At 69.8% G+C, this 17379-nt stretch carries 20 protein-coding genes; all 20 read right to left on the bottom strand.

Translation table 11 applies throughout. From position 1 onward, the window contains the following. Positions 1 to 160: 160 nt before the first annotated feature. Positions 161 to 1219 (bottom strand): ParB/RepB/Spo0J family partition protein, encoded by a 1059-nt coding sequence (locus AB0F29_RS41170; RefSeq protein WP_361884060.1) that lies wholly within the window; start codon positions 1217 to 1219, stop codon positions 161 to 163. Then, positions 1216 to 2460, bottom strand: a complete 1245-nt coding sequence (locus AB0F29_RS41165; protein ID WP_361884057.1) for a ParA family protein — start codon at positions 2458 to 2460, stop codon at positions 1216 to 1218. Before AB0F29_RS41165 ends, AB0F29_RS41170 begins: the two co-directional genes overlap by 4 nt. Positions 2461 to 2904: 444 nt before the next feature. Beyond that, a complete protein-coding gene (locus tag AB0F29_RS41160; RefSeq protein ID WP_361884054.1) occupies positions 2905 to 3501 on the bottom strand; it encodes a hypothetical protein in 597 nt (198 codons plus the stop codon). Positions 3502 to 3576: 75 nt separating this feature from the next. Beyond that, a complete protein-coding gene (locus AB0F29_RS41155; protein ID WP_361884051.1) occupies positions 3577 to 4050 on the bottom strand; it encodes a hypothetical protein in 474 nt (157 codons plus the stop codon). Further along, a complete protein-coding gene (locus tag AB0F29_RS41150; RefSeq protein ID WP_361884048.1) occupies positions 4047 to 4235 on the bottom strand; it encodes a hypothetical protein in 189 nt (62 codons plus the stop codon). The genes AB0F29_RS41155 and AB0F29_RS41150 overlap by 4 nt, the downstream gene beginning before the upstream one ends. 259 nt (positions 4236 to 4494) lie before the next feature. Then, on the bottom strand, positions 4495 to 4935 hold the full coding sequence (locus AB0F29_RS41145; RefSeq protein WP_361884045.1) for a hypothetical protein: 441 nt from the start codon (positions 4933 to 4935) through the stop codon (positions 4495 to 4497). Beyond that, positions 4932 to 5606 carry a GGDEF domain-containing protein gene (locus AB0F29_RS41140; RefSeq protein WP_361884042.1) on the bottom strand — a complete coding sequence of 225 codons (675 nt, stop codon included), beginning with the start codon at positions 5604 to 5606 and terminating at the stop codon, positions 4932 to 4934. Before AB0F29_RS41140 ends, AB0F29_RS41145 begins: the two co-directional genes overlap by 4 nt. 92 nt (positions 5607 to 5698) lie before the next feature. Further along, on the bottom strand, positions 5699 to 6049 hold the full coding sequence (locus AB0F29_RS41135; protein ID WP_361884039.1) for a hypothetical protein: 351 nt from the start codon (positions 6047 to 6049) through the stop codon (positions 5699 to 5701). Then, a complete protein-coding gene (locus tag AB0F29_RS41130) occupies positions 6046 to 6549 on the bottom strand; it encodes an AAA family ATPase (RefSeq protein WP_361884036.1) in 504 nt (167 codons plus the stop codon). The genes AB0F29_RS41135 and AB0F29_RS41130 overlap by 4 nt, the downstream gene beginning before the upstream one ends. Before the next feature lie 172 nt (positions 6550 to 6721). Next, positions 6722 to 7567, bottom strand: coding sequence for a hypothetical protein (locus AB0F29_RS41125; RefSeq protein WP_361884033.1), 846 nt, complete (start codon positions 7565 to 7567; stop codon positions 6722 to 6724). A gap of 45 nt (positions 7568 to 7612) precedes the next feature. Continuing rightward, positions 7613 to 8671 (bottom strand): NUDIX domain-containing protein, encoded by a 1059-nt coding sequence (locus tag AB0F29_RS41120; RefSeq protein WP_361884030.1) that lies wholly within the window; start codon positions 8669 to 8671, stop codon positions 7613 to 7615. A gap of 142 nt (positions 8672 to 8813) precedes the next feature. Then, positions 8814 to 9392: a hypothetical protein gene (locus AB0F29_RS41115; protein WP_361884028.1), complete on the bottom strand. Its 579-nt coding sequence runs from the start codon at positions 9390 to 9392 to the stop codon at positions 8814 to 8816. Positions 9393 to 9515: 123 nt separating this feature from the next. Further along, positions 9516 to 9800: a hypothetical protein gene (locus tag AB0F29_RS41110; protein ID WP_361884025.1), complete on the bottom strand. Its 285-nt coding sequence runs from the start codon at positions 9798 to 9800 to the stop codon at positions 9516 to 9518. Between the two features lie 2 nt (positions 9801 to 9802). Next, on the bottom strand, positions 9803 to 10351 hold the full coding sequence (locus AB0F29_RS41105; protein ID WP_361884022.1) for a hypothetical protein: 549 nt from the start codon (positions 10349 to 10351) through the stop codon (positions 9803 to 9805). A gap of 26 nt (positions 10352 to 10377) precedes the next feature. Further along, entirely contained in the window at positions 10378 to 10845 is a 468-nt protein-coding gene (locus tag AB0F29_RS41100; RefSeq protein WP_361884019.1) for an RRQRL motif-containing zinc-binding protein, read from the bottom strand. A 218-nt stretch (positions 10846 to 11063) separates the two neighbouring features. Then, the gene (locus tag AB0F29_RS41095; protein WP_361884016.1) at positions 11064 to 13403 is read right to left on the bottom strand and encodes a hypothetical protein; all 2340 of its coding nucleotides are present in this window, start codon (positions 13401 to 13403) and stop codon (positions 11064 to 11066) included. A gap of 99 nt (positions 13404 to 13502) precedes the next feature. After that, a complete protein-coding gene (locus tag AB0F29_RS41090; protein ID WP_361884014.1) occupies positions 13503 to 13883 on the bottom strand; it encodes a hypothetical protein in 381 nt (126 codons plus the stop codon). Positions 13884 to 13903: 20 nt separating this feature from the next. Then, positions 13904 to 14617, bottom strand: a complete 714-nt coding sequence (locus AB0F29_RS41085) for a hypothetical protein (RefSeq protein WP_361884011.1) — start codon at positions 14615 to 14617, stop codon at positions 13904 to 13906. A gap of 1331 nt (positions 14618 to 15948) precedes the next feature. Continuing rightward, positions 15949 to 16539, bottom strand: coding sequence for a hypothetical protein (locus AB0F29_RS41080; RefSeq protein WP_361884008.1), 591 nt, complete (start codon positions 16537 to 16539; stop codon positions 15949 to 15951). Between the two features lie 58 nt (positions 16540 to 16597). Then, entirely contained in the window at positions 16598 to 17113 is a 516-nt protein-coding gene (locus tag AB0F29_RS41075) for a hypothetical protein (RefSeq protein ID WP_361884005.1), read from the bottom strand. Positions 17114 to 17379: the final 266 nt, after the last annotated feature.

The following is a 17379-nucleotide window of genomic DNA, read 5'->3' as shown; positions in this document are numbered from 1 at the left end:
CATCGTGGGCTCGGCGGTGGCGGTGCCGTAGCGCAGGCGGGCCTTGAGGGTGAGTTGCGGGTCGGACGCCGCCAGGATGCGCCTGACGAAGCGGGCTGATGTGGGTGCCGGCCAACTACGTCTCGCCAATTGTTCCCGGTGCTACTTTCGCTCTCGGACGTTACGCCTCCTCGCGAAGGCCGACCGCAACCTTCTGGAGGATGTCTGCGAGCGAGGTTCGTGCCTCGGAATGGAGGTTCCCCCGCATGTCTGCTGTGACGGCCTCGACCCCCGAGCTGCGCTGGAAGTAGCGCAGGATGAAGGCGCTTCGCTGCTCCGCGTCCAGTTGCTCGAAGGCAGCATCCATGAGGATCTCGCCCTGCTGCCGGGGCTGAGCAGCAGGCGGTGTGTCGTCGTCCTCGCGGGGCTTTGAGGATCCGTTGGACGGTTTGCCCGGAACGTTGGAGCCGGCCGGGGGAGTGGGGGCCGGGATAGCGGGCGGCTTCGGGGCCGCGTTCTGCCGTGGAGCTCGTTGCTCCTTCTCCTTGAGACGGCGGAGGTGTTCCTCTTGCTCTTCGGGCTTCTTCTTCCCTACGCGCCGCAGGAGTGCTGCGGACTCCTCACCGGACTGGAGCTTCTTCTTGAGCTCCGGAGTCAGTCCGAGAAGCGCCAGGCGCTGTGATACCCATCCCTGTGACCGGTGGAGGCGGGCGGCGAGGGCTTCCTGGGTCTTGTGGATCTCCAGGAGCCTCTGGAGGACCTTCGCTTCGTCGAGGGGGTCGAGGTCCTGGCGGTGCACGTTCGCGACGAACGCGGATTCGAGGATCTCGTCGGGGTTGCTGCCGAGCTCGTCGTCCAGCATCACCTTGATCTCGGTGAGGCCTGCTTCGCGTGCAGCGGCGAGGCGCGAGTTACCGTCGATGACGACGTATTTGGTCCCCTCCTCCAGGTCGTTCTTCCGGTCGGGGTTGCCCTCCACGTAGGCGAACCGGCTCATGATGCTGATGGCGGTCTTCTGCTTGTGGTCTCGGAGGCTGGCTCCGAGGTCGGTCAGGTCACCCAGCTCCTCCCGGGGGTTGTCGGGGTTCAGGCTGATGACGTCGACAGGGAGCTTGAGCGGCGGGGGAGCTCCGTCGGTGGGGGCAGTGGAGGCAGCTTCGATCGCGGCGCGACGTGCGCTGATGCCTCCCCTGGCTTGGCCGAAGGACGCGCTCGCGCGCAGGGTGTCTGCTTTGCTCACGAGATCTCCCGGGTGAGTGCACGCATGCCTACGGCCTGGTCGCAGCGGGGGGCGTAGGCGAGGAGGGGCCGCTTCACGCGGACGGCTTCCTTCTGCTCCTTGAGGTCTCCGATGACGCCGACGACCCGTGGGTCCTTTATGTCGATCCATGACTGGAGGGAGGAAGTGGCGATGTAGCCGCGGCGGGCGTCGTAGTGGTTGACGACGATGCCGAGGTAGTCGAGTTCGAGGTGCATGTCGGCGCGCAGGTCCTCGACCTGCGCGGTGAGCAGCCCGTACGCGTCGGCGGAGCTGTCTTCGGCCTGGACGATGATGAGGATGCCGGAGTTGCCGGGGGCTTCGCCGTCGCGGCGGCGTCCGTAGTAGGCGGCGGCGTCCATGCTGAGGCCGAGGCTCGGGGGGCAGTCGATGATGACTACGTCGTAGTCGCCTTCCACCGTTCCGAGGACGCGTTCGAGGGCTACTTCGCGGGCTCGAACGCTGGAGAGCTTCACGTCGAGGAGGAAGGCGTCGGTGCACGCGGGCAGCAGATGCAGGCGGTTGCCGAAGCGCGGATCCTCAATGGCGACGATGAGGTCCCTGAGGTCGCCCTTGGCCTCGCCCGCCATGTGCTTGGTGAGGGAGTCGCCCTCGATGGGCAGCGGGTCGTGACCGAGTTGGTTGGTGAGGTGGCACTGGGGATCGAAGTCGACGAGGAGGACGCGGAGCCCGAGCCCGGGAAGGTCCTCGTAGTCGAGAGGGGAGGCCATTTTCTGATCGGGCTCGATGAGAGCGGCGGCGAAGTGCTTGGAGATGCGCACAAGGTGCAGCTGGTCGCTGTCCTCGGCGAAGGCCTCACCGACGCCGGCGGCGAGAGCGGTCTTGCCTACGCCGCCTTTCTGGTTGCAGATGATGATCCGCTTAGGGTGTTCCGGTCGGACGACGCCGGGGGCCGGATTGGTGTCGAGCCAGAACAGCACGGACTGCGTGAGCCCCTGGATGAGCGACACACCGCGGGAGGAGCAGGCCTCGCGAAACTCCTCCCACTGGCCGGGTGGGAGGAAGGTGGCAAATGGCTTGGCTCCTCCGGTGTCGGCCGTTGGCAGGTTCGCTCCGAGCCGGCGCCATGCGGTGATCCCGGCTTCGACGGCGTGCTGGATGTCGGTGCCGTGCTGTGCGGCGCGGACCTTCAGGTCCTGCTGCAGGGCGGAGGGCAGCTTAGAGACGACCTTCTCGCGGTCGCCTGAGTCAGACGAAGTCATGCACGTACCTTACTAACGTCAGAGATCGACTCCACCCTCGCTGCGTTAGTTTTGTAGTGAAACGCAGTCAGGAGTACCTCATTACGCCGTAATATCTCAGGCTGCCATGTCGCTCACGCGACGATCCAGGCAGCGAGGAATCCCTGTGCGGCCCGCTGGCCGCCTTGCAGCCCAGGCCTTATGCGATCACACCAGCACCTTCGAGTTCACCCGCCAGGACCCCCTTCCTACCGGTCTCTTATATCCCGAAAGTGGCTTTTCGTCAGAAATGGCGTGGGGCCCTCCCCTGCCGGCCGCATACCTCGACCGTGCGGCCACCTCCGCTACACAAGCGCTCAGCCGACGCACCTTGAGAGCGGGAAGCCAGACTGCGTTCTCCGAAACGCAATCGGTCCCGTACGTCCCAGCGCTGGGACGTACGGGACCCTGCGATCTACTGCTGAGCTAGCTTCGCCTTGCCAGCCTCATGCGGTAACGGCCTTTCACCCTGAGCCAAAAGCCCGGCACATCTCGACGACCGAGAGCATCAGCAAGCAGTCGGTCGAGTTCAGTGATGCGTTCTTCGGCGAACCACTCGGGCTGGAAGTTCTCCCCCCGGCAGACCGGGCAGATGTGGTCGTGGTCGATGAACTCGTACTGCGGGGGGCAGCCGAGTTCCGCGCAGCCCGGGAGGAGGGGGTGCTCGCCGCAGCCGGCGCAGTACGGGCAGCGGGTGAAGCGGTAGTCGATGGGTGCGCCGCGGTGTAAGTCGCTGTGGAGCTGGGCGAGGCCGCGGACTCCGAGCTCGCGGATCAGGGCGTCGGCGGAGAGGACCTGAGTGCTGAGGGGGGTGCGATGGTGGGTGCTCAGCATCTGGGCTGCGGTGCACCAGGCCAGGGTGGTGCGGTTGAGCGGCGGGGTGGGTCGGCTGCTGGCCCACGGGTCATCGGCGTCCGAGGGGGAGGCTGGGGTGGCGGGGGCGGTGAGCGGGATGCCTTGGGTGGTGAGTTGGCTGGTGACATCGGAGATCCGCTGGGGGAACTGGTTGAAGAAAGTGAGCATGAGCGTCCTTGGTCTGGGGTCGGGCGCGGTGGCGGGGCGTCGTGTCCGGCTGGCGAGGCGGGGAGGGTGTGGCCTTCAGGGCTGGTTGGTGTTCTCGAAGGCGCGGATGAGTTGGCCGATCGTGTCGGGGGTGGCGGCTTCGCCGACCCAGCGGCCGGTGGTGGTGAAGACGGGGACCTCGTCGCGGTCGGCGTCGAACACGAGGACGTAGGTGCCGTAGCGCTCCATCACCGTGGCTCTCAGGGTGGTGAGCGGCGCTGTGTCGAGGACGTCGATCGCGTGGACGCGCAGATGCGGGGGCGTGCCGGGGGAGCCGGACTCCGTGACGGTGCCGGAGATGCGCAGGAGGTCGCCGAGCTGAGCCTGGTGCAGGATCAGCTCGGTGGCTGCGGGGGTTTCGGTGGTGCACGCGAAGACCTGCGCGCAGGAATCCGGGTCGGTGGTGTCCAGGTGGTCGGGGAGGTGGATCAGGTCGAAGTGGGCGGCTGCGGGGTGGGCGCCGGGTTCCGGGGCCGTGTCGAGGTATCCGTCGAGGGTGATGGGGTTCATCGGGCGGCCTTCGCGGTGGCGTTGCGGGTGTGGCGGGCGCGGGGGGTGTGCTGGGCGCGTAGGAGGGCGTCTCGGTTCTGCTTCTGCTGGGCCGGGGTGAGGGGCCGGGGCTCGTGGTGGCGGCTGGACCAGTTCGGGTGGGCTGCGGGTTCGGGATAGGCGTGGTCCTGGCGGCTGCTGCTCATGAGGGACCTCCGGGGGAGGAGTTCAGGAGTGGGGTCGCGGGGGTTGCGTTCTGGTGGCTGTGGGTGCGTGCGCTGAGCGAACCGGGGTGCGGCACCGGTTCGCTCACCGCGGGATTTCGTACGGGGTCACGACTCGGGGCGGGTTCGTGGTGAGGTGACCGGATCACCTTCGTGAGTTCGGCGCTGCCGGTCTTCGAGCAGATCGCCGGGCGCGGGGATCAGCCCGGGCTCGACGGCTGCTTCCTGCTGCGGGCGCGGGTCACGGCCGCAGGTACGGCAGCTGCTGTAGGACCTGGTCGACAAGATCCTCGGTGGGCCGCCAGGGCCCGAGCTGTCCGCGTGCGGGGACGGGCAGCGGCAGCTCTTGGACGTCGGCGAGCTCAAGGTGCCAGGCACCCACGTGCGCCCAGGGGGAACAGGGCGGGGATCCTTCGGGGACCTGGTGGCAGTTGGTGATCCGGGCGACGCCGACCACCGCGCCGGTGAGCAACTGGCGGTCGCGAATCGTACGGGCGACCAGCGGGAAGCGCAGTGCGGGGCGGTCGATCTGCTGGCTCGCGTGCAGAAGCACCCAGCTGGTCCGCCACGGCCGGGTACGGTTCTCGATGGTCTTGGCCCCGGTCAGGATCGCGGCCGTCCAGGGCTGCTTGATGCTGATGCCGCGGATCCAGTCGCCTTCGGGAAGGGGTGCGACGCTCATGCGGCTCGCCCCCACACGGTGGTTCCCGGGCGGCCGGCCCGGCGGCCGTTGATGGACGCGACGGTGGTGTGCGCGAGGGTGGCGAGGACCGGGTGGCCGGAGTGCTTGCCCTCGTACAGCGCTGCGTCGGCGGCTCTCTGCAGGCGGGACAGGTCGCGGGTGCAGAGCACGTCCGGGGTTGCGGCGCCGACCGAGGCGGCGACGTCGACCGTGTGCCCGTCGTCCAGGACGACCGGGGTGTGCAGCATCCGGACCAGCTGCTTCAGGCGCCGCTCGCGTCGGTCGGCGTTCAGTTCCAGGACGACGGCGAACTCGTCGCCTCCGAGGCGGCCTACAGCGGCGCGGGGGCCCGCCCAGGTGGTGAGCCGGCTGCCGAACGCGGCGAGCACGGTGTCGCCCGCCGCATGGCCCAGGGTGTCATTTACGGCTTTGAAATCGTCGGCGTCGATCATGATGACGGCTGTGGTGTCGCCGTGGCGGGCGAGGAGGCGTTGGGCGCGGGCGGTGTAGGCGTCGCGGCGCAGCAGCCCGGTGAGCGGGTCGCGTTTCGTCGCGGCCAGCCGCTTGTGCAGGGCGGCGGCGTGGAGCGCCCAGCCGGTCAGCGGCAGGGCGGCGGCGATGAGGAGGGTGCGAGGGCCGGTCCGGTCCGGTAAGCGCACGGTGGGGTTCATACTGAGGTGTCCCTCTCGTCTCATGCACGGGTGGGTTCAGCTCGGGACCGCCGTTGCCTCGGCGGTCCCGAGCGCTTTGTGTGCTGATGGCGTCAGGTGTGGCGGTGGTGCGGCCGTGGATCAGCGCCGGTTCGGGCGCGGGTCTCGGCGAGGATCGCCTGTTCGTCGGGGTGGTCTCGTACGACGCTGCTCAGTGCGTGCCACCACGCATCCGCGTGCCTCTGCCGCTCTTCCAGGTTCCGCAGCTTCTCGGTGAGCAGGTCGAGGCGGGCGGCGAGCGTGTCGCACAGGCACTGTGCGTCGGGGTCCTGAATCCGGGCCATGCAGCCGGGGGAGAGGCAGAGGATGCCGTCGGGGTCGGTGAACCACTGGCAGCCGCGAGGCACGGTGTCGGGGGTGGTCGCGACGGGATTCTCGCGGGTGCCGATGTCGAGGGCGGTCATCGAACGTTGGGGCTGTTGGGCCTGGTGCTGAGGGCGGAGGCGAGGTGGACTGTGTCCCAACCCTCGTCGTGCAGTTGAGCGGTGGTGGGGAGCAGGCTGTGGAACCCGCGCACCACGCGGCTGGGGACAACGCGGTCCCGGCCGGCGTTCTGCGCCTGGACGGTTGCGAGCGGCGCGTCGAACAGCACGGCTACGGTCGGGCGCTGCCAGTGGCGGGCGCGGGAGAGGAGCCAGGGCCGGTCGGGGGTGCGGAGGTTGGTCGCGTCGATGACGGTGAGCCGCCCGCGTTTCAGGCGCTTGTCGGCGATGTTGTGCAGCAGGTCGAAGGCGTCGCCGGTGGCGCTCTGGTCGTTCTCGTCGTCGGCGACGAGGCTGCGGCAGAAATCCGAGGAGACGATCTCGGTGGGCTTGAAGTGCTTGCGGGCGAAGGTGGACTTGCCGGAGCCCGGCGGGCCGATGAGCGCACAGAGCGCGCCGGCGGGGAGGGGCAGGGGGATCATGGTGCCTTCCGGGGAAAGGGGGCGGCCGCGATGTCGTGACGCGGCCGCGAGCGGTGGAGCTCAGGTCGGTACTCGGCGGTCGTCTCGTCTGTTCGGCTTCGCGGTGCTGGGCTGCTCGGGCGACCAGGCCGCGCAGTTCGGTGCGGGCCTGGTCGTCGGGGCGGCTCGGCGGTCAGCTGCGGTAGACGGGCGGGCGGACTCCGGCGCGGAGTTCCCGGACGATCGAGCAGGGGCCCTTGGTGGCGCAGTACGCGTCGTCGGTGTCCGGGAGGGCGTTGCCCGTGGTGCCCCACATGTCGCGGGCGACCGCGTTCACGACGCGCAGCATCTCGCCGTTGTTGGGGCGGCAGGCGCTGTTCGTCCCGCCGACACCGTTCTGGGCGGCGCTGCTGATGTGCTGGCGGGCCTGGCGGGCGGTCCAGCGGCGGCTGGTGGGGCCGGTGTTCTCGTGGACGTGCCCGCTGTCGTGGAAGGTGTCCTGGTGGCAGGCGGTGCAGTGGTAGGTGATCATCTGCGTGGGGTTGCTGTCGGGCAGCCACTTGCCTTCGAACTCGTAGACGATGACCTCGGCGCCGGGGGCCTCGTTGTGGGCGAAGGCGGTGACGAGCCCGACGCCGTCCGCGATCGCCCCGCGCGCGGCCGCGTTCCAGAAGGTGTGGGGGAGGTAGTCGTCCCAGCCCTTGCCCTGAGGCCACTTCGCGTACATGACGCCCTGTGAGGCGTCGAAGGTCGCCTTGCCGTCGGTGTTCTCGCGCTTGTACTGCTCGATCTGCGCGATGGACCCGAAGTAGGTCGCGCTGAACTCCTCGGACTCCAGGAAGATCAGGCCGTATCCCTCGGGGCGGGTGTCGTGGCCGTTGTCCCTCAGCATGCTGACCATGTCCTCGTAGCCGGGGCTGCCGGGGACGATGGTGCCGACCAGGGGCAGTCGGTAGGCATCGCAGCTCGTGACGTGGGCCGGGTTGGTCTCGCTGACGTTGTGCGCGGTGCCGAAGGTGTTCGTGATCCTGATGCTCATGTGGGGTCCTTCCTGGGTGACAACGGGTGCCGGGGTGGTCGAGGGTCAGACCATGGCGCGGTAGTCGGCAGTCATGTCCGCGAGCTGGTGCAGCAGATCCGCGGCGCGGACGACGAACACCCGCTGCTCCAGCTGCGTGCCGCCGTCCAGCTCCAGGTCGAGCGCCTGGTCGAGCAGCCCGGCGGCGGCGCCCAGGGCCTCGGCTCCCGGGATGCTGACGCGGTCGAGGCGGTCTTCGGCTTCGCGGAGCTGGTCGATGAAGTCGGCCCCGGTCTCGGCGAGGGGCTCTTCGGTGAGGAAGGCGAGGCTCGCGGCGTACCGGTCGACGAGTTGAGCGATCGAGGTGATGGGCGCGATGGCCGCTGCCTGGTCGAGGTGGTCGAGGGCCCGCTGCAGCAGGGGCCGGTGCGCGGCGTACAGGGTGCGTCCGGCGGTGGTGACCGCCGTGTCGAGGGCGTTGAGGGAGCTGAACGGCCACCAGTTCGCTTCGAGGGCGTCGTCACCGGCGGTCGCGGTCACGGTGGCGGGCAGCTGGTAGAGCGCGCTCGTGGATGAGACCCAGGCGTAATCCGTGTTTCGCCAGTCGTCCACAAGCTGCCGACCGAGGAGCTCCGGCACGTGGTCGGAGAGGTCGACGCCGGTTTCCTCGCGTAGCTCGCGAATGAGGGCGGCCGGGGCGGTCTCGCCGGGATCGACCATTCCGCCGGGGATGGCCTCCACGTGGATGTCGTCGCGGGTGATCAGCAGCACCTGGCGCTGTCGGCCGGTGCCCGCGACGACGATCGGGTCAGCGGCGGCGTTCTCGCCCCACTTGCCGAGATTCCGGCCGGTGCGGCCGGTGCGCCCGTGCGGGTTCAGCGGCCGGCCCTGCCCGTCGAGCTGGTAAGGGACGAGCGCGTCGGCCTGGCGGCGGTCCCAGTCGCGTACGTCGGTCGGGCTGGGTGCGGCCTCGGCCCAGTCGGGCACGTGGTGGGCCAGAGCCGCGGGGAGCAGCGCGGCGGGAGTGACGTCGGTGGGCGTGTACTGCGGCCAGCTCACCGACCAGGCGCGCAGCGCGGCGGGGACGGCCCCGACGGTCGCGAAGGTCGCGGTGGTCTTGCTCATGTTGGTTCCTCCGTCAGTTGAGTCAGGCGGCGACGGCCGACGCGGCATCGAGGCGGACGCGGCGCAGCGCGTCGAGGACGTACGGGCTGAGCCGGGCCGGCACTCCCTGCGAGGCGGATTCGTCGCCTTCTCGCTCGCCATGTCAGCGGGCACCGGGGCGGGTGGTGAGCCAGGTAGTGACGGCGGCCGCGCCGATCCCGATAGCGCGGTGGAGTGCCGCGTCCAGCTCCATCCACGCGGTGCCCGGTCCGTTCACCTCCCGGGTGACGTTGCCGTCGTCGTCGAGGCGGACGGCCTGGCAGTGCTCGATGTAGCCGGTCTTCTTGGTCTTCTTCGCCAGCCACAGAAGAACGGCGCCGCGGTCGATCGCGGCGTGAGTTCCGGCGTTGATGGCCGCACCGGCGAGCAGGGCGGCCGGGGTGACCCGGTAGCCGAACGCCCGTGTGACGCCGATCGTCGCGGCCAGCTGCACGGCGGTATACGAGGCGACATGGCAGGCGACCGCGCGACGACCCAGCTCGCTGGTGGTCATGGTCGGCCGGGTGGAGTCCGGCGCGGCGGGGGTGCCGTCGGCGTGGACCAGGTCCTCGCCGTACAGCCGCTTCCGGGACGCGGTCTTGCTGCCCTGGGCCCAGTGGTCGCAGGCGGGATGCAGTTCACCGAAAGTCGCCAGGAGGGTAGCGAAGAGGGCCAGGCGCTCGGTGGTGAGGCGGTGGGGCATGCTGGTGGGTCTCCTGATCTCGGATACGGGTGAAGGGGTGCGGGGCGGCCAGCCTCTTTGCCGATGCTGCGGCCGTCCCCGTGTGCGTCTCCGCCCCGGCCTGTGTGGCCGGGGCGGAGGTGTTCAGAACGGTTCCTCGTCCGGCCAGGCCGGGACGGGCAGGAGCCGGATGCGGAGCTCGCGCCGCTCGGACCAGCAGCCGCACGCCTCCGTCTCCGGGTACGGCCCGTCGACCCACCAGCCGCCCGCACCCCGGCAGTCGGGGCAGGAGCGGCGGGCGACGGGCGTGAGGTGGATACGGTGCCGGTCGGCGTACAGCTTCCAGTGGCTGGCCTTGAGGACGGCGGCGGCCGCGACGACCGTGACGGGCACGGCGGCCGCGACCAGCAGGGCGGTTCGGGCGCGCACGGTCAGGGCCGGCCGAAGGGCTGGACGGTGAAGCGGGTGCCCTGCCCGGAGCTGGTGGGCGCCGCGGTGAGGAAGCCGGGTTCGGCCTGCGCGAGGGACTCCAGCAGCGCCTTGATCCAGTGGGTGGAGCGCTGGAGGTCGACGCGCAGCGCGTTGAAGTCGGCGAGGTGCACCGTGCGCGGTGCCTTGCCGTAGCGGTGGCGCCACAGCCGGGAGCGGACGAGTTCGACGGCCTCGGGGTCCTCGGGCCGGGCGGGCACACCACGCGGCATCGCCCGGCAGACCGTGGCGTGCTCGTTGGCGACCTTGGCGGCCTCCGCCTCCGACATCGGGTTATGGCCGGCGTTCTGGTCCGCGCGGTAGGTGCAGCCAAGGCACACGGCTGCGTAGTACGCGGTGCCCCGGTCGGCGTCGGCGGTGTAGACGAGGACGGTCGCGCCCTCCAGCGCCCGGTAGCGCTGGGAGACGAGCGTTCCTTCCGGGGTCCAGGTCTCCGGGCCGGGGACGGGAGCGGAGACGGGGACAGGGTGGGTGCGGGTGAACAGAGCCATGGTGATCTCCTTTGAGGGTTCGTTGGTCAGGCGGCGAGCCGGTGGGTGACCGGCGTGGTGGTGGTGTGTACGTAGGTGCCGGGGGTGGGCTCGTATCCCTGGGCGCAGGGGTCGCAGGAGCCCACGGTGTGCAAGGGGAGGCAGTAGTAGTACCGGCGCGAGCACCGGGAGCAGGTGCTCCTGGCGGCCATCGCGCGGTCCAGCGCCAGCTCCTGAGCGAGCGTCGGGATCCGCTTGGGGCGGGCCAGGTCGACCCGGAGCAGGAAGCCCCGTGTGGGGTGGCGGCAGGACCAGTTCGGGCGTGTGGCGCACAGGCGGCACCGCAGGATCGCGACCGGGCCCTTGTTGTCGCCGGGGCTCAGCCCCATATCCCGCAGAGCACGCCGTGTGACGAGGCCCTCGGGCACGGTGCCGCGGTCGTACTCGGGGAGCATCGCGTCGCTGCGGGGCACCCGCGTCACCTCGCGGCGGCACTTGCGGCGGGTGCGCGGCATCACCGGCTCCAGGTACCGGGAAGCCGGCGCTGGGGAAGCGGGTAGCGGGTGCCGGGGCGCTGCGGACGAGGACGGCCGATCCGGCGGCGCGGGCGGGGCATGAGCACGGTGGGGCCTCCAGCTAGTTGGTGGCGGGCAGTGCTGCGCCCCACCGGCGAAGAGCGACGGCGGGGCGTGGGGTGTGGCCGGTGGCCGGGTCGTGGCTGCGTGACCAGCGGTCAGGGCGCTTCGTCGCCGGTCTCGTCCGGGCGGCTGCCCAGGGCGACCTTCGAGAGCTTCCCGTCCTTGATCCGGTGGATCTGCCCCTTCTTCTCCAGCTTGTTGAGCACGTTGGCGAAGGTCGACTCCGGCACCCCGGAGGCGGCCAGCAGGTGGCCGCGCTCGACGTAGTCGATGTCGTCGGGGGCGATCTCGTCGCCCTCGTCGACCATGTCCACGTACAGGGGGTCGGACTCGTCTCGCAGTGCGGCCAGGACCTTCTCCTCCGACGTCCGCTCCCTGGGCTTCGGGAGGTCGACGCCGGGGAACGAGGTCCCCGCCTCTTGTGTCCCGCCTTCGCCGTCCTTCTCCTCGAAGCCAGGGATGGGGGTCTGGGCCAGTTCCTCCATGTACGCCTCGTCGCCCCACCACGGCACGTCGACCGGGGCCATGACGTTCTCCGGGCAGATGTGCTCGGTGGCGTCCTCCAGGTTGTCGATCCGCATCATGCCCGCGCGGCCGCCCGGTGCGGCGACGTAGCCGAGACCGAAGGTGCGGCGCGGGTCGGACTCCTCGACGGTCGGGTCGTAGACCAGTGAGTCGTCCTCTTCCGCCCATACCGCCGGGATGAGGGAGGGGTTCAGGCCTTCGAAGCCCGGCGGGAGGTCGCCGAGGTTCACCTGGTCGCTGTCGGTGCGCAGGATGATCCAGGTCCCGCCGGCCAGGAGGTTCGCGCGGATCGCCTGCTCGCTGCCGAGCTGGTCGAGGTTGACGGTCTGGTTCATCAGGACCCAGGGCATGCCCAGGGATCGGGTCAGGGAGGCACCGTCCTTGACGATCTTCACGGCCTCTTTGCGGTTCGGTGCGCCCGGGGCCAGCATCTGGGCGGCTTCGTCCAGGATGGTCGCGCAGTACGGGCGCATCGCGGAGGGGACGAAGTTCTTCAGCTCCAGGTGGGCGGCCTCCTCGATCCGGTGCTGGAGGACCCACCAGGACAGCCGCATGGCCCCGAGGGCGCCGTGCTGTGTCAGGCCGCTGTAGGCGGCCATCTTCGGGATCGCAGGGTTGCTGGCACCCTTCGGATCGCCGTAGATCTGGGCCATCCTGTTCGCGTGGTAGGCGAGGCTGATCATCTGGGCGGTGCCGCCCTTGCCGGAGCCGGTCGTACCGGCGATCACGACGTGGAGGGCGCCGAGTTTCGGGTCGAACAGCTGGATGCGCGCCGGAAAGCCGGAGGCGATCTTCCCGATGCTGACCCAGCCGCCTGGGGTGGCGACCAGGGAGTCCAGGCCGGGGAAGTCGTGGCCGTTCTCCAGCGGGTTGTGGTCCATGACGCGGATGATCGCGCGACGCGGGTCGCGCCGTCCCGGCTCGTAGGAGACGAGGTCGATGGAACGGCGCAGCGCGCCGGCGAGTTCCCCGAGGTTGACGACGCGGGGGAGTGCGTCGAGGTCGTCGTCGGCGACGACGCGTGCGACCTGGCCGCCGGTGTGCTCGTCCTTGCCGACCTCTTCCAGGTGGGTCTTCGGGAGGATCCGGGCCCGGACGCGCTTCCAGGCGCCTTCGAGGGTGGAGGGGTCGAGCTCGGCGCGCTGGGTGTACCAGACGGTGATGTGGGCCTCTCCGGAGTGCGCGCCGAACTTCATGTCGATCTGCTCGGCCGGGCGGTGGAAGAGGCTGGAGACCGACTCCTTCGACACGTTCACGGAGTCGCCCAGGGCGGCGGTGATCCGCCCCTCCCAGCGGTCCGGGTAGATCACGACGTCGGAGAGGATCTGGTTGCGGTGGCGTCCCGTCTTCGGGTCGCTGATGACACGGCCCCAGGCCGCGATCATCTTGTCGGCGAGCGACACCGGGGCCAGGTCACCGGTGTTCGCCGGCCCGGATACGGCCGGTGCCGCCTGCCCCGGGACCGCGACCGTGCGGTGGCCGAAGACGCGGCGCAGGCGCCAGCCGGTGAAGCCGACCGCGGCCCACCATCCCAGCGACAGGATCCCGGGAACGGTGACCGGTTCGAGGAATCCGGCCATCAGCGCTTCGGACGCGTCGGCGCCGCCCAGCTGCCCCAGGGCCAGGCTCATCCCGGTGGTGATCGTTGAGATCCCCAGGGTGTCGCGGTGCGCCCGGGCGATGTCGATCCCGGGGAGCTGGGAGGCCCAGCGGCCCAGGCGGTTCATGTAGTTGGCGCCGGTGAACGTGGCACCGGCCAGGAACCCGGCTCCGGCGTAGGCTGCCGCGCTCGGGTCGAGGAGGGGGGCGAGGAGGCCCACCCCGACGGGGAGAGCGATCTGGAGTGCTGCGGCGGCCCGCTCCGCCGGCTCCGCGTTCGGCACCGTCCTGGTGAGGGTGGGCGTGGACATGAGGGAGTCTCCTGTCTGAGTTCTGGGTGGTGCACAAGGGCGCGGCCGGCCCACCGGGGTGCGATCCCCGGGGGCCGGCCGCGCCGGTGATGGGTGGTGCTATTCCTGCTCGAACCAGTCGCGCGACACCTTCTCCAGGTCGGTCACGTTGGAGCGGTCGAACGCTTCCTGGAACCCGGCGTGGGTGGTGCGGGCCTGGTCGCCTGCTGCTTTCGCGGCCTTCGCGGTGTCGGCGGTCTTCGACGCGTAGGTGATCGCGCCGTCCGACACCCCGCGGATGATCTTCGCGAGTTCCTGGCACTCGGACAGGGAGTCGCGGTCGACGCTCTTGGCGCCGAGCGCGTCGGCGTCGGAGGCGGTGTCGTCGGCCAGCTCCTTGATGTTCTCCGCGGCCTTCTTGACGCCCTCGGCGTTGCGGGCCAGGGCCTTCTCCTTGGCCTCGGTCTTCCGGACGAGGGCCTTGTACGTCAACTCCGCCATGATCAGCTCTCCTTCCGGTCCTACGCGGCGGTCGCGTAGGACCCCTTGTCGTTGTAGAAGCGGAGCTCGGCGGGCTTCGTCTCGTCGCTGTCCACCACGGCCTTGTACAGCGGCGCGTACCGCGTGTTGATGTTGGTCAGGACGACCCGGCACATCTCCGCCGCCCGCTGCGCGCGCTTGCGGAGCTCGGCGGCCTCCGTCGCCTGGGCCTTCGCGCTGTCGGCGAGCCGCGACAGCTTCGCGGCGAGCTTCTCCCCGCCTTTGACGGCCTTCGCCTGCTCGGCGAGCTGCTGGCAGTCCCTCGACTCGTCCTCCGCGGCGGCCTCCAGCGACTTGCACGCGTCGGCCACCTTCACGAGGTGGTTCTCCTTGGCCTCCAGCTTCCGTTCGTACTGCTTGAAGTTCCGCAGCTCCTTCCGGCTGATCGACCCCGCTGCGCCCTCCGTGCCCAGGGTCAGCGTGTTGGTGTCGATCTCCTTGACCAGGAGGGGCTTCACGTCGGTGCTCATGCCGTCGTCCTTCTCATCCGGCGGGGCAATGACGAGCGTCTGACCATCGGGTCCGGCGACCTTCGTCCCCTGCTGCTGCGGATCGTCCTTCTTCGGGTCCTGCTGCTTCGCCCTGTGCTGCTCGTGGGCCTTGTCGAGACGGGCGTGCTCCTTGCCGTTCTCCTCACGCTTGTCCCGGTAGCCGTCCTTCGCGCCCTTCGCGTACGCCTGCACGTGGTCGACCACGTTCCGGACCGCGGCACCGTCGCCGTGCCCCGTCTCCCGCGACCGCTGGAGCGGAGTCCTACTCTCCGTACCGGTCGCGCTGCTGCCGGCGGAGCCTCCCTTGCCGTCCTTGCCGCTCGTGCCGGTGCCGCCGCTGGAGCCGGACTTACCGCCGCTCCCCGCGGAGCCCGACCCCGGACCGCTGCCGCCGCGCTTCTCCAGGTCGGCCTTCGGGCCGCCCTTCGGACCCTTGCCCGTGCCGTCCTTCGGGCCCTGGTCCTTGCCGTCCTTGGTCTTCGAGTCGGGGGAGCGGCCGCCGGACGAGCCGCCCGATCCCGATCCGCCGCCGGTTCCGGAAGCCCCGGGCTTTCCGTTTCCCCCATCCTTTCCGCCGACTCCGGAATTCCCTGCGGAACCGCCCCCCTTTCCCTTGCCCGCCGATTCGTCCGGCTTTCGAGCGCCGGAATTCTTGGGCGCAGCACCGCCGGAATTACCGCCGGAATTGCCGCCGGAACCTCGACCCTTTCCGGATTCGCCGCCATTGTTCGAACCGGAAGAGCCATGACCGCCGGAGCCGTTGCCGCCATTGGATCCGGAAGAACCTCGACCTGCACCTCCGGGCCCGGCACCGCTTCCGCCACGCCCGGCACCTACGGAGCCGTTTCCGCCGGAATTCCTACCCGAACCACCAGCATTTTTCCCGGTAGATCTCTGACCCCCACCCCCGGTCCCTCCGGAACTGCTTCGGGTGGGGATTCCGGAAGACTTCATGACCGTGGTGGTCCTGGTTTCCTTCACCTGATGTGCGGCAGCCTGGGCCTTTGCCACGTCGAGCCGCTTGTTGGCCGCTCCGCCGCCTTTCGCCCAGCGGGTCGCACCTGCACGGAGCAGCGTTTTGATCACGCCCTCCTTGTGGCGGGCACCGGCCGCATCGGAGTCGGCGCCGACGAGGTCCTCCGGCGCCTTGACCGCGCTGGTGTAACCGGGGGAGGAGCGGTCCACCGCGCCGTCGGGGTCCGCCTTCGCGGCCGGGTCGTCACCCTCCGGCCGGGCCCCGGCCCCGGGCGCGGTGACGGGCCGGGCCGGTTCCACCGCAGCCATCAGGGCGGCCATGATGCCGGTGTCTCCGGCGGGTGCCGAAACGCTGCCGGCGGCGGCCGGGGCGGGCGAATCAGAAGGTCCTGCGGGCACCGGGGGCGCCGTATCGGTCGCCATCTTTCCTCACTTTCCGTGACCATCGATGGTTCCTCACTCCTTACCTCCCAGCGGAGAACAGCCGTTCAGACGCCCCGTGAGGATCTGGATACGGAGTTCTCCGCCAGGAGGAAGGAGTAAGTAATCACCGTGAGTGACTAGTCGTCGGCCTTCTTGCCCTTGCGTGCGAACACCGCGAGGGCCAGGGCGCCGCCGGCGACGAGACCGAGAAGGGCGGGGGAGTTGACCCCGCCGCCGTCTCCCGCGCCCGCTTCGCCACCGGTGTCACGGGCACTGCCGGCGGCCGCCATGTCGGAGCCGTCGGCGGTCTCGTGCTGGTGCTTGCAGTCCGCCACGACCGCGCTCTTCGACGGCGTGCCGTACTTCTTGTGGACCACGGCGAAGGTGTCCTTCACGCACTGGTCCAGGGCCGCCTGGACCTTGGCGGCGGAGCTGGACGCGGCCTCCATGTCGGCGACCGCCTTGTCGTTCCGGATCTTCATTTCCTCCAGCTCCAGCCGCTTCATCTGGAGCTGGAGGGCAGCGGCCTCCTTCTCGTCCTTCGCGACAGTTGCGGAATGGACCTGGAACCAGATGGTCCCGCTGCCGACGATCGCGACCGACGCCACCGCGACAGCAACCTTTCCACGGCGGGTCAGGCCGGTCTTCTTGTGCTTTTCCACCGGGGTGCCGTACGGCCCTTCATCGGCGTACGGAGAGGTGTCCGGATTACTGTTTCCGAAGTTCATTCCGGCCGCCATTCCGGCCTGAATTCCTTCGAAAGCTCTCTCTTCTTCCGGTGTCATTTCAGTCTCCGTTCTTTCGTGCCATGTCAGAGGCTGCGGAAATCGTAGCCTCCACACCCCGGAAGGTGTTGTGGGAGAGATCGTTCCATGCCCAGAACTGCATGGTCACGCCTTGGCGGGACAGTTGGGTCTGGAGGTAATTCACGGCCTTTCCCCGGTCGATCGCGGTCACGTGCCCGGTGGATTCCAGAAAGGTCTGGGCGCCCCTGATGCACATGCGTCCGGTGGGGGAGAAATCGAAGGACTGGCACCAGCCGTAGCGGATGAGGACCTCGATCACCTGGGTCAGGTGGAACGAGGGTTTCAGCGGGCGCGGCTCCTGCCAGAGCCCCAGGTCAGCCATAGCGGACCGGACCCCCTTCGGGATCATGCGCTGTCCCCAGGTCGGGGGATCCGGCGCCCAGATTTCCAGGGCCTGCGGGATCACGGCGGGCGGTGCCAGCGGGGACTCCGGCGGCACCGTGGTGCGGGTGAAGCGCCCCGACGCCGGGGCGGCCCCGCTCGTCGTGGGTGTCATGCTGCGCTCCTTCCTGCGTGTGTGGGATGCCGAAGCCCCTGCATCACGCTGCGGTTGAGGGCTTCGCGCGCCTGAACGGTTCAGGCGTAGGGGGTGTCCGTACGTGGTTCGGGCCCCTTCGTCTGCCACCAACCCGAGAGGTTCTGGTGACAGGCGAAGGGGCCGGATCCCGTCTGGCCGCGCTCTGTTGGGCCGCTCGCCCGCACCCCGGGGAACCGGTCGAGAGGGCTCCATCAGGTGGTGCGGTGGCGCGGGGTGGTGCGTGT

Source organism: Streptomyces sp. NPDC026589, from assembly GCF_040638385.1.
Lineage (GTDB): Bacteria > Actinomycetota > Actinomycetes > Streptomycetales > Streptomycetaceae > Streptomyces.
The sequence above is the reverse complement of the archived record's forward strand: the minus strand, read 5'-3'. Positions and strand labels throughout refer to the sequence as shown.

Coding starts and splice junctions, on each gene's coding strand:
- AB0F29_RS41165 (WP_361884057.1), bottom strand. CDS start 2,460: ATGACTTCGTCTGACTCAGGCGACCGCGAGAAGGTCGTCTCTAAGCTG.
- AB0F29_RS41160 (WP_361884054.1), bottom strand. CDS start 3,501: ATGCTCACTTTCTTCAACCAGTTCCCCCAGCGGATCTCCGATGTCACC.
- AB0F29_RS41155 (WP_361884051.1), bottom strand. CDS start 4,050: ATGAACCCCATCACCCTCGACGGATACCTCGACACGGCCCCGGAACCC.
- AB0F29_RS41150 (WP_361884048.1), bottom strand. CDS start 4,235: ATGAGCAGCAGCCGCCAGGACCACGCCTATCCCGAACCCGCAGCCCAC.
- AB0F29_RS41145 (WP_361884045.1), bottom strand. CDS start 4,935: ATGAGCGTCGCACCCCTTCCCGAAGGCGACTGGATCCGCGGCATCAGC.
- AB0F29_RS41140 (WP_361884042.1), bottom strand. CDS start 5,606: ATGAACCCCACCGTGCGCTTACCGGACCGGACCGGCCCTCGCACCCTC.
- AB0F29_RS41135 (WP_361884039.1), bottom strand. CDS start 6,049: ATGACCGCCCTCGACATCGGCACCCGCGAGAATCCCGTCGCGACCACC.
- AB0F29_RS41130 (WP_361884036.1), bottom strand. CDS start 6,549: ATGATCCCCCTGCCCCTCCCCGCCGGCGCGCTCTGTGCGCTCATCGGC.
- AB0F29_RS41125 (WP_361884033.1), bottom strand. CDS start 7,567: ATGAGCATCAGGATCACGAACACCTTCGGCACCGCGCACAACGTCAGC.
- AB0F29_RS41120 (WP_361884030.1), bottom strand. CDS start 8,671: ATGAGCAAGACCACCGCGACCTTCGCGACCGTCGGGGCCGTCCCCGCC.
- AB0F29_RS41115 (WP_361884028.1), bottom strand. CDS start 9,392: ATGCCCCACCGCCTCACCACCGAGCGCCTGGCCCTCTTCGCTACCCTC.
- AB0F29_RS41105 (WP_361884022.1), bottom strand. CDS start 10,351: ATGGCTCTGTTCACCCGCACCCACCCTGTCCCCGTCTCCGCTCCCGTC.
- AB0F29_RS41100 (WP_361884019.1), bottom strand. CDS start 10,845: ATGCCGCGCACCCGCCGCAAGTGCCGCCGCGAGGTGACGCGGGTGCCC.
- AB0F29_RS41095 (WP_361884016.1), bottom strand. CDS start 13,403: ATGTCCACGCCCACCCTCACCAGGACGGTGCCGAACGCGGAGCCGGCG.
- AB0F29_RS41090 (WP_361884014.1), bottom strand. CDS start 13,883: ATGGCGGAGTTGACGTACAAGGCCCTCGTCCGGAAGACCGAGGCCAAG.
- AB0F29_RS41080 (WP_361884008.1), bottom strand. CDS start 16,539: ATGAACTTCGGAAACAGTAATCCGGACACCTCTCCGTACGCCGATGAA.
- AB0F29_RS41075 (WP_361884005.1), bottom strand. CDS start 17,113: ATGACACCCACGACGAGCGGGGCCGCCCCGGCGTCGGGGCGCTTCACC.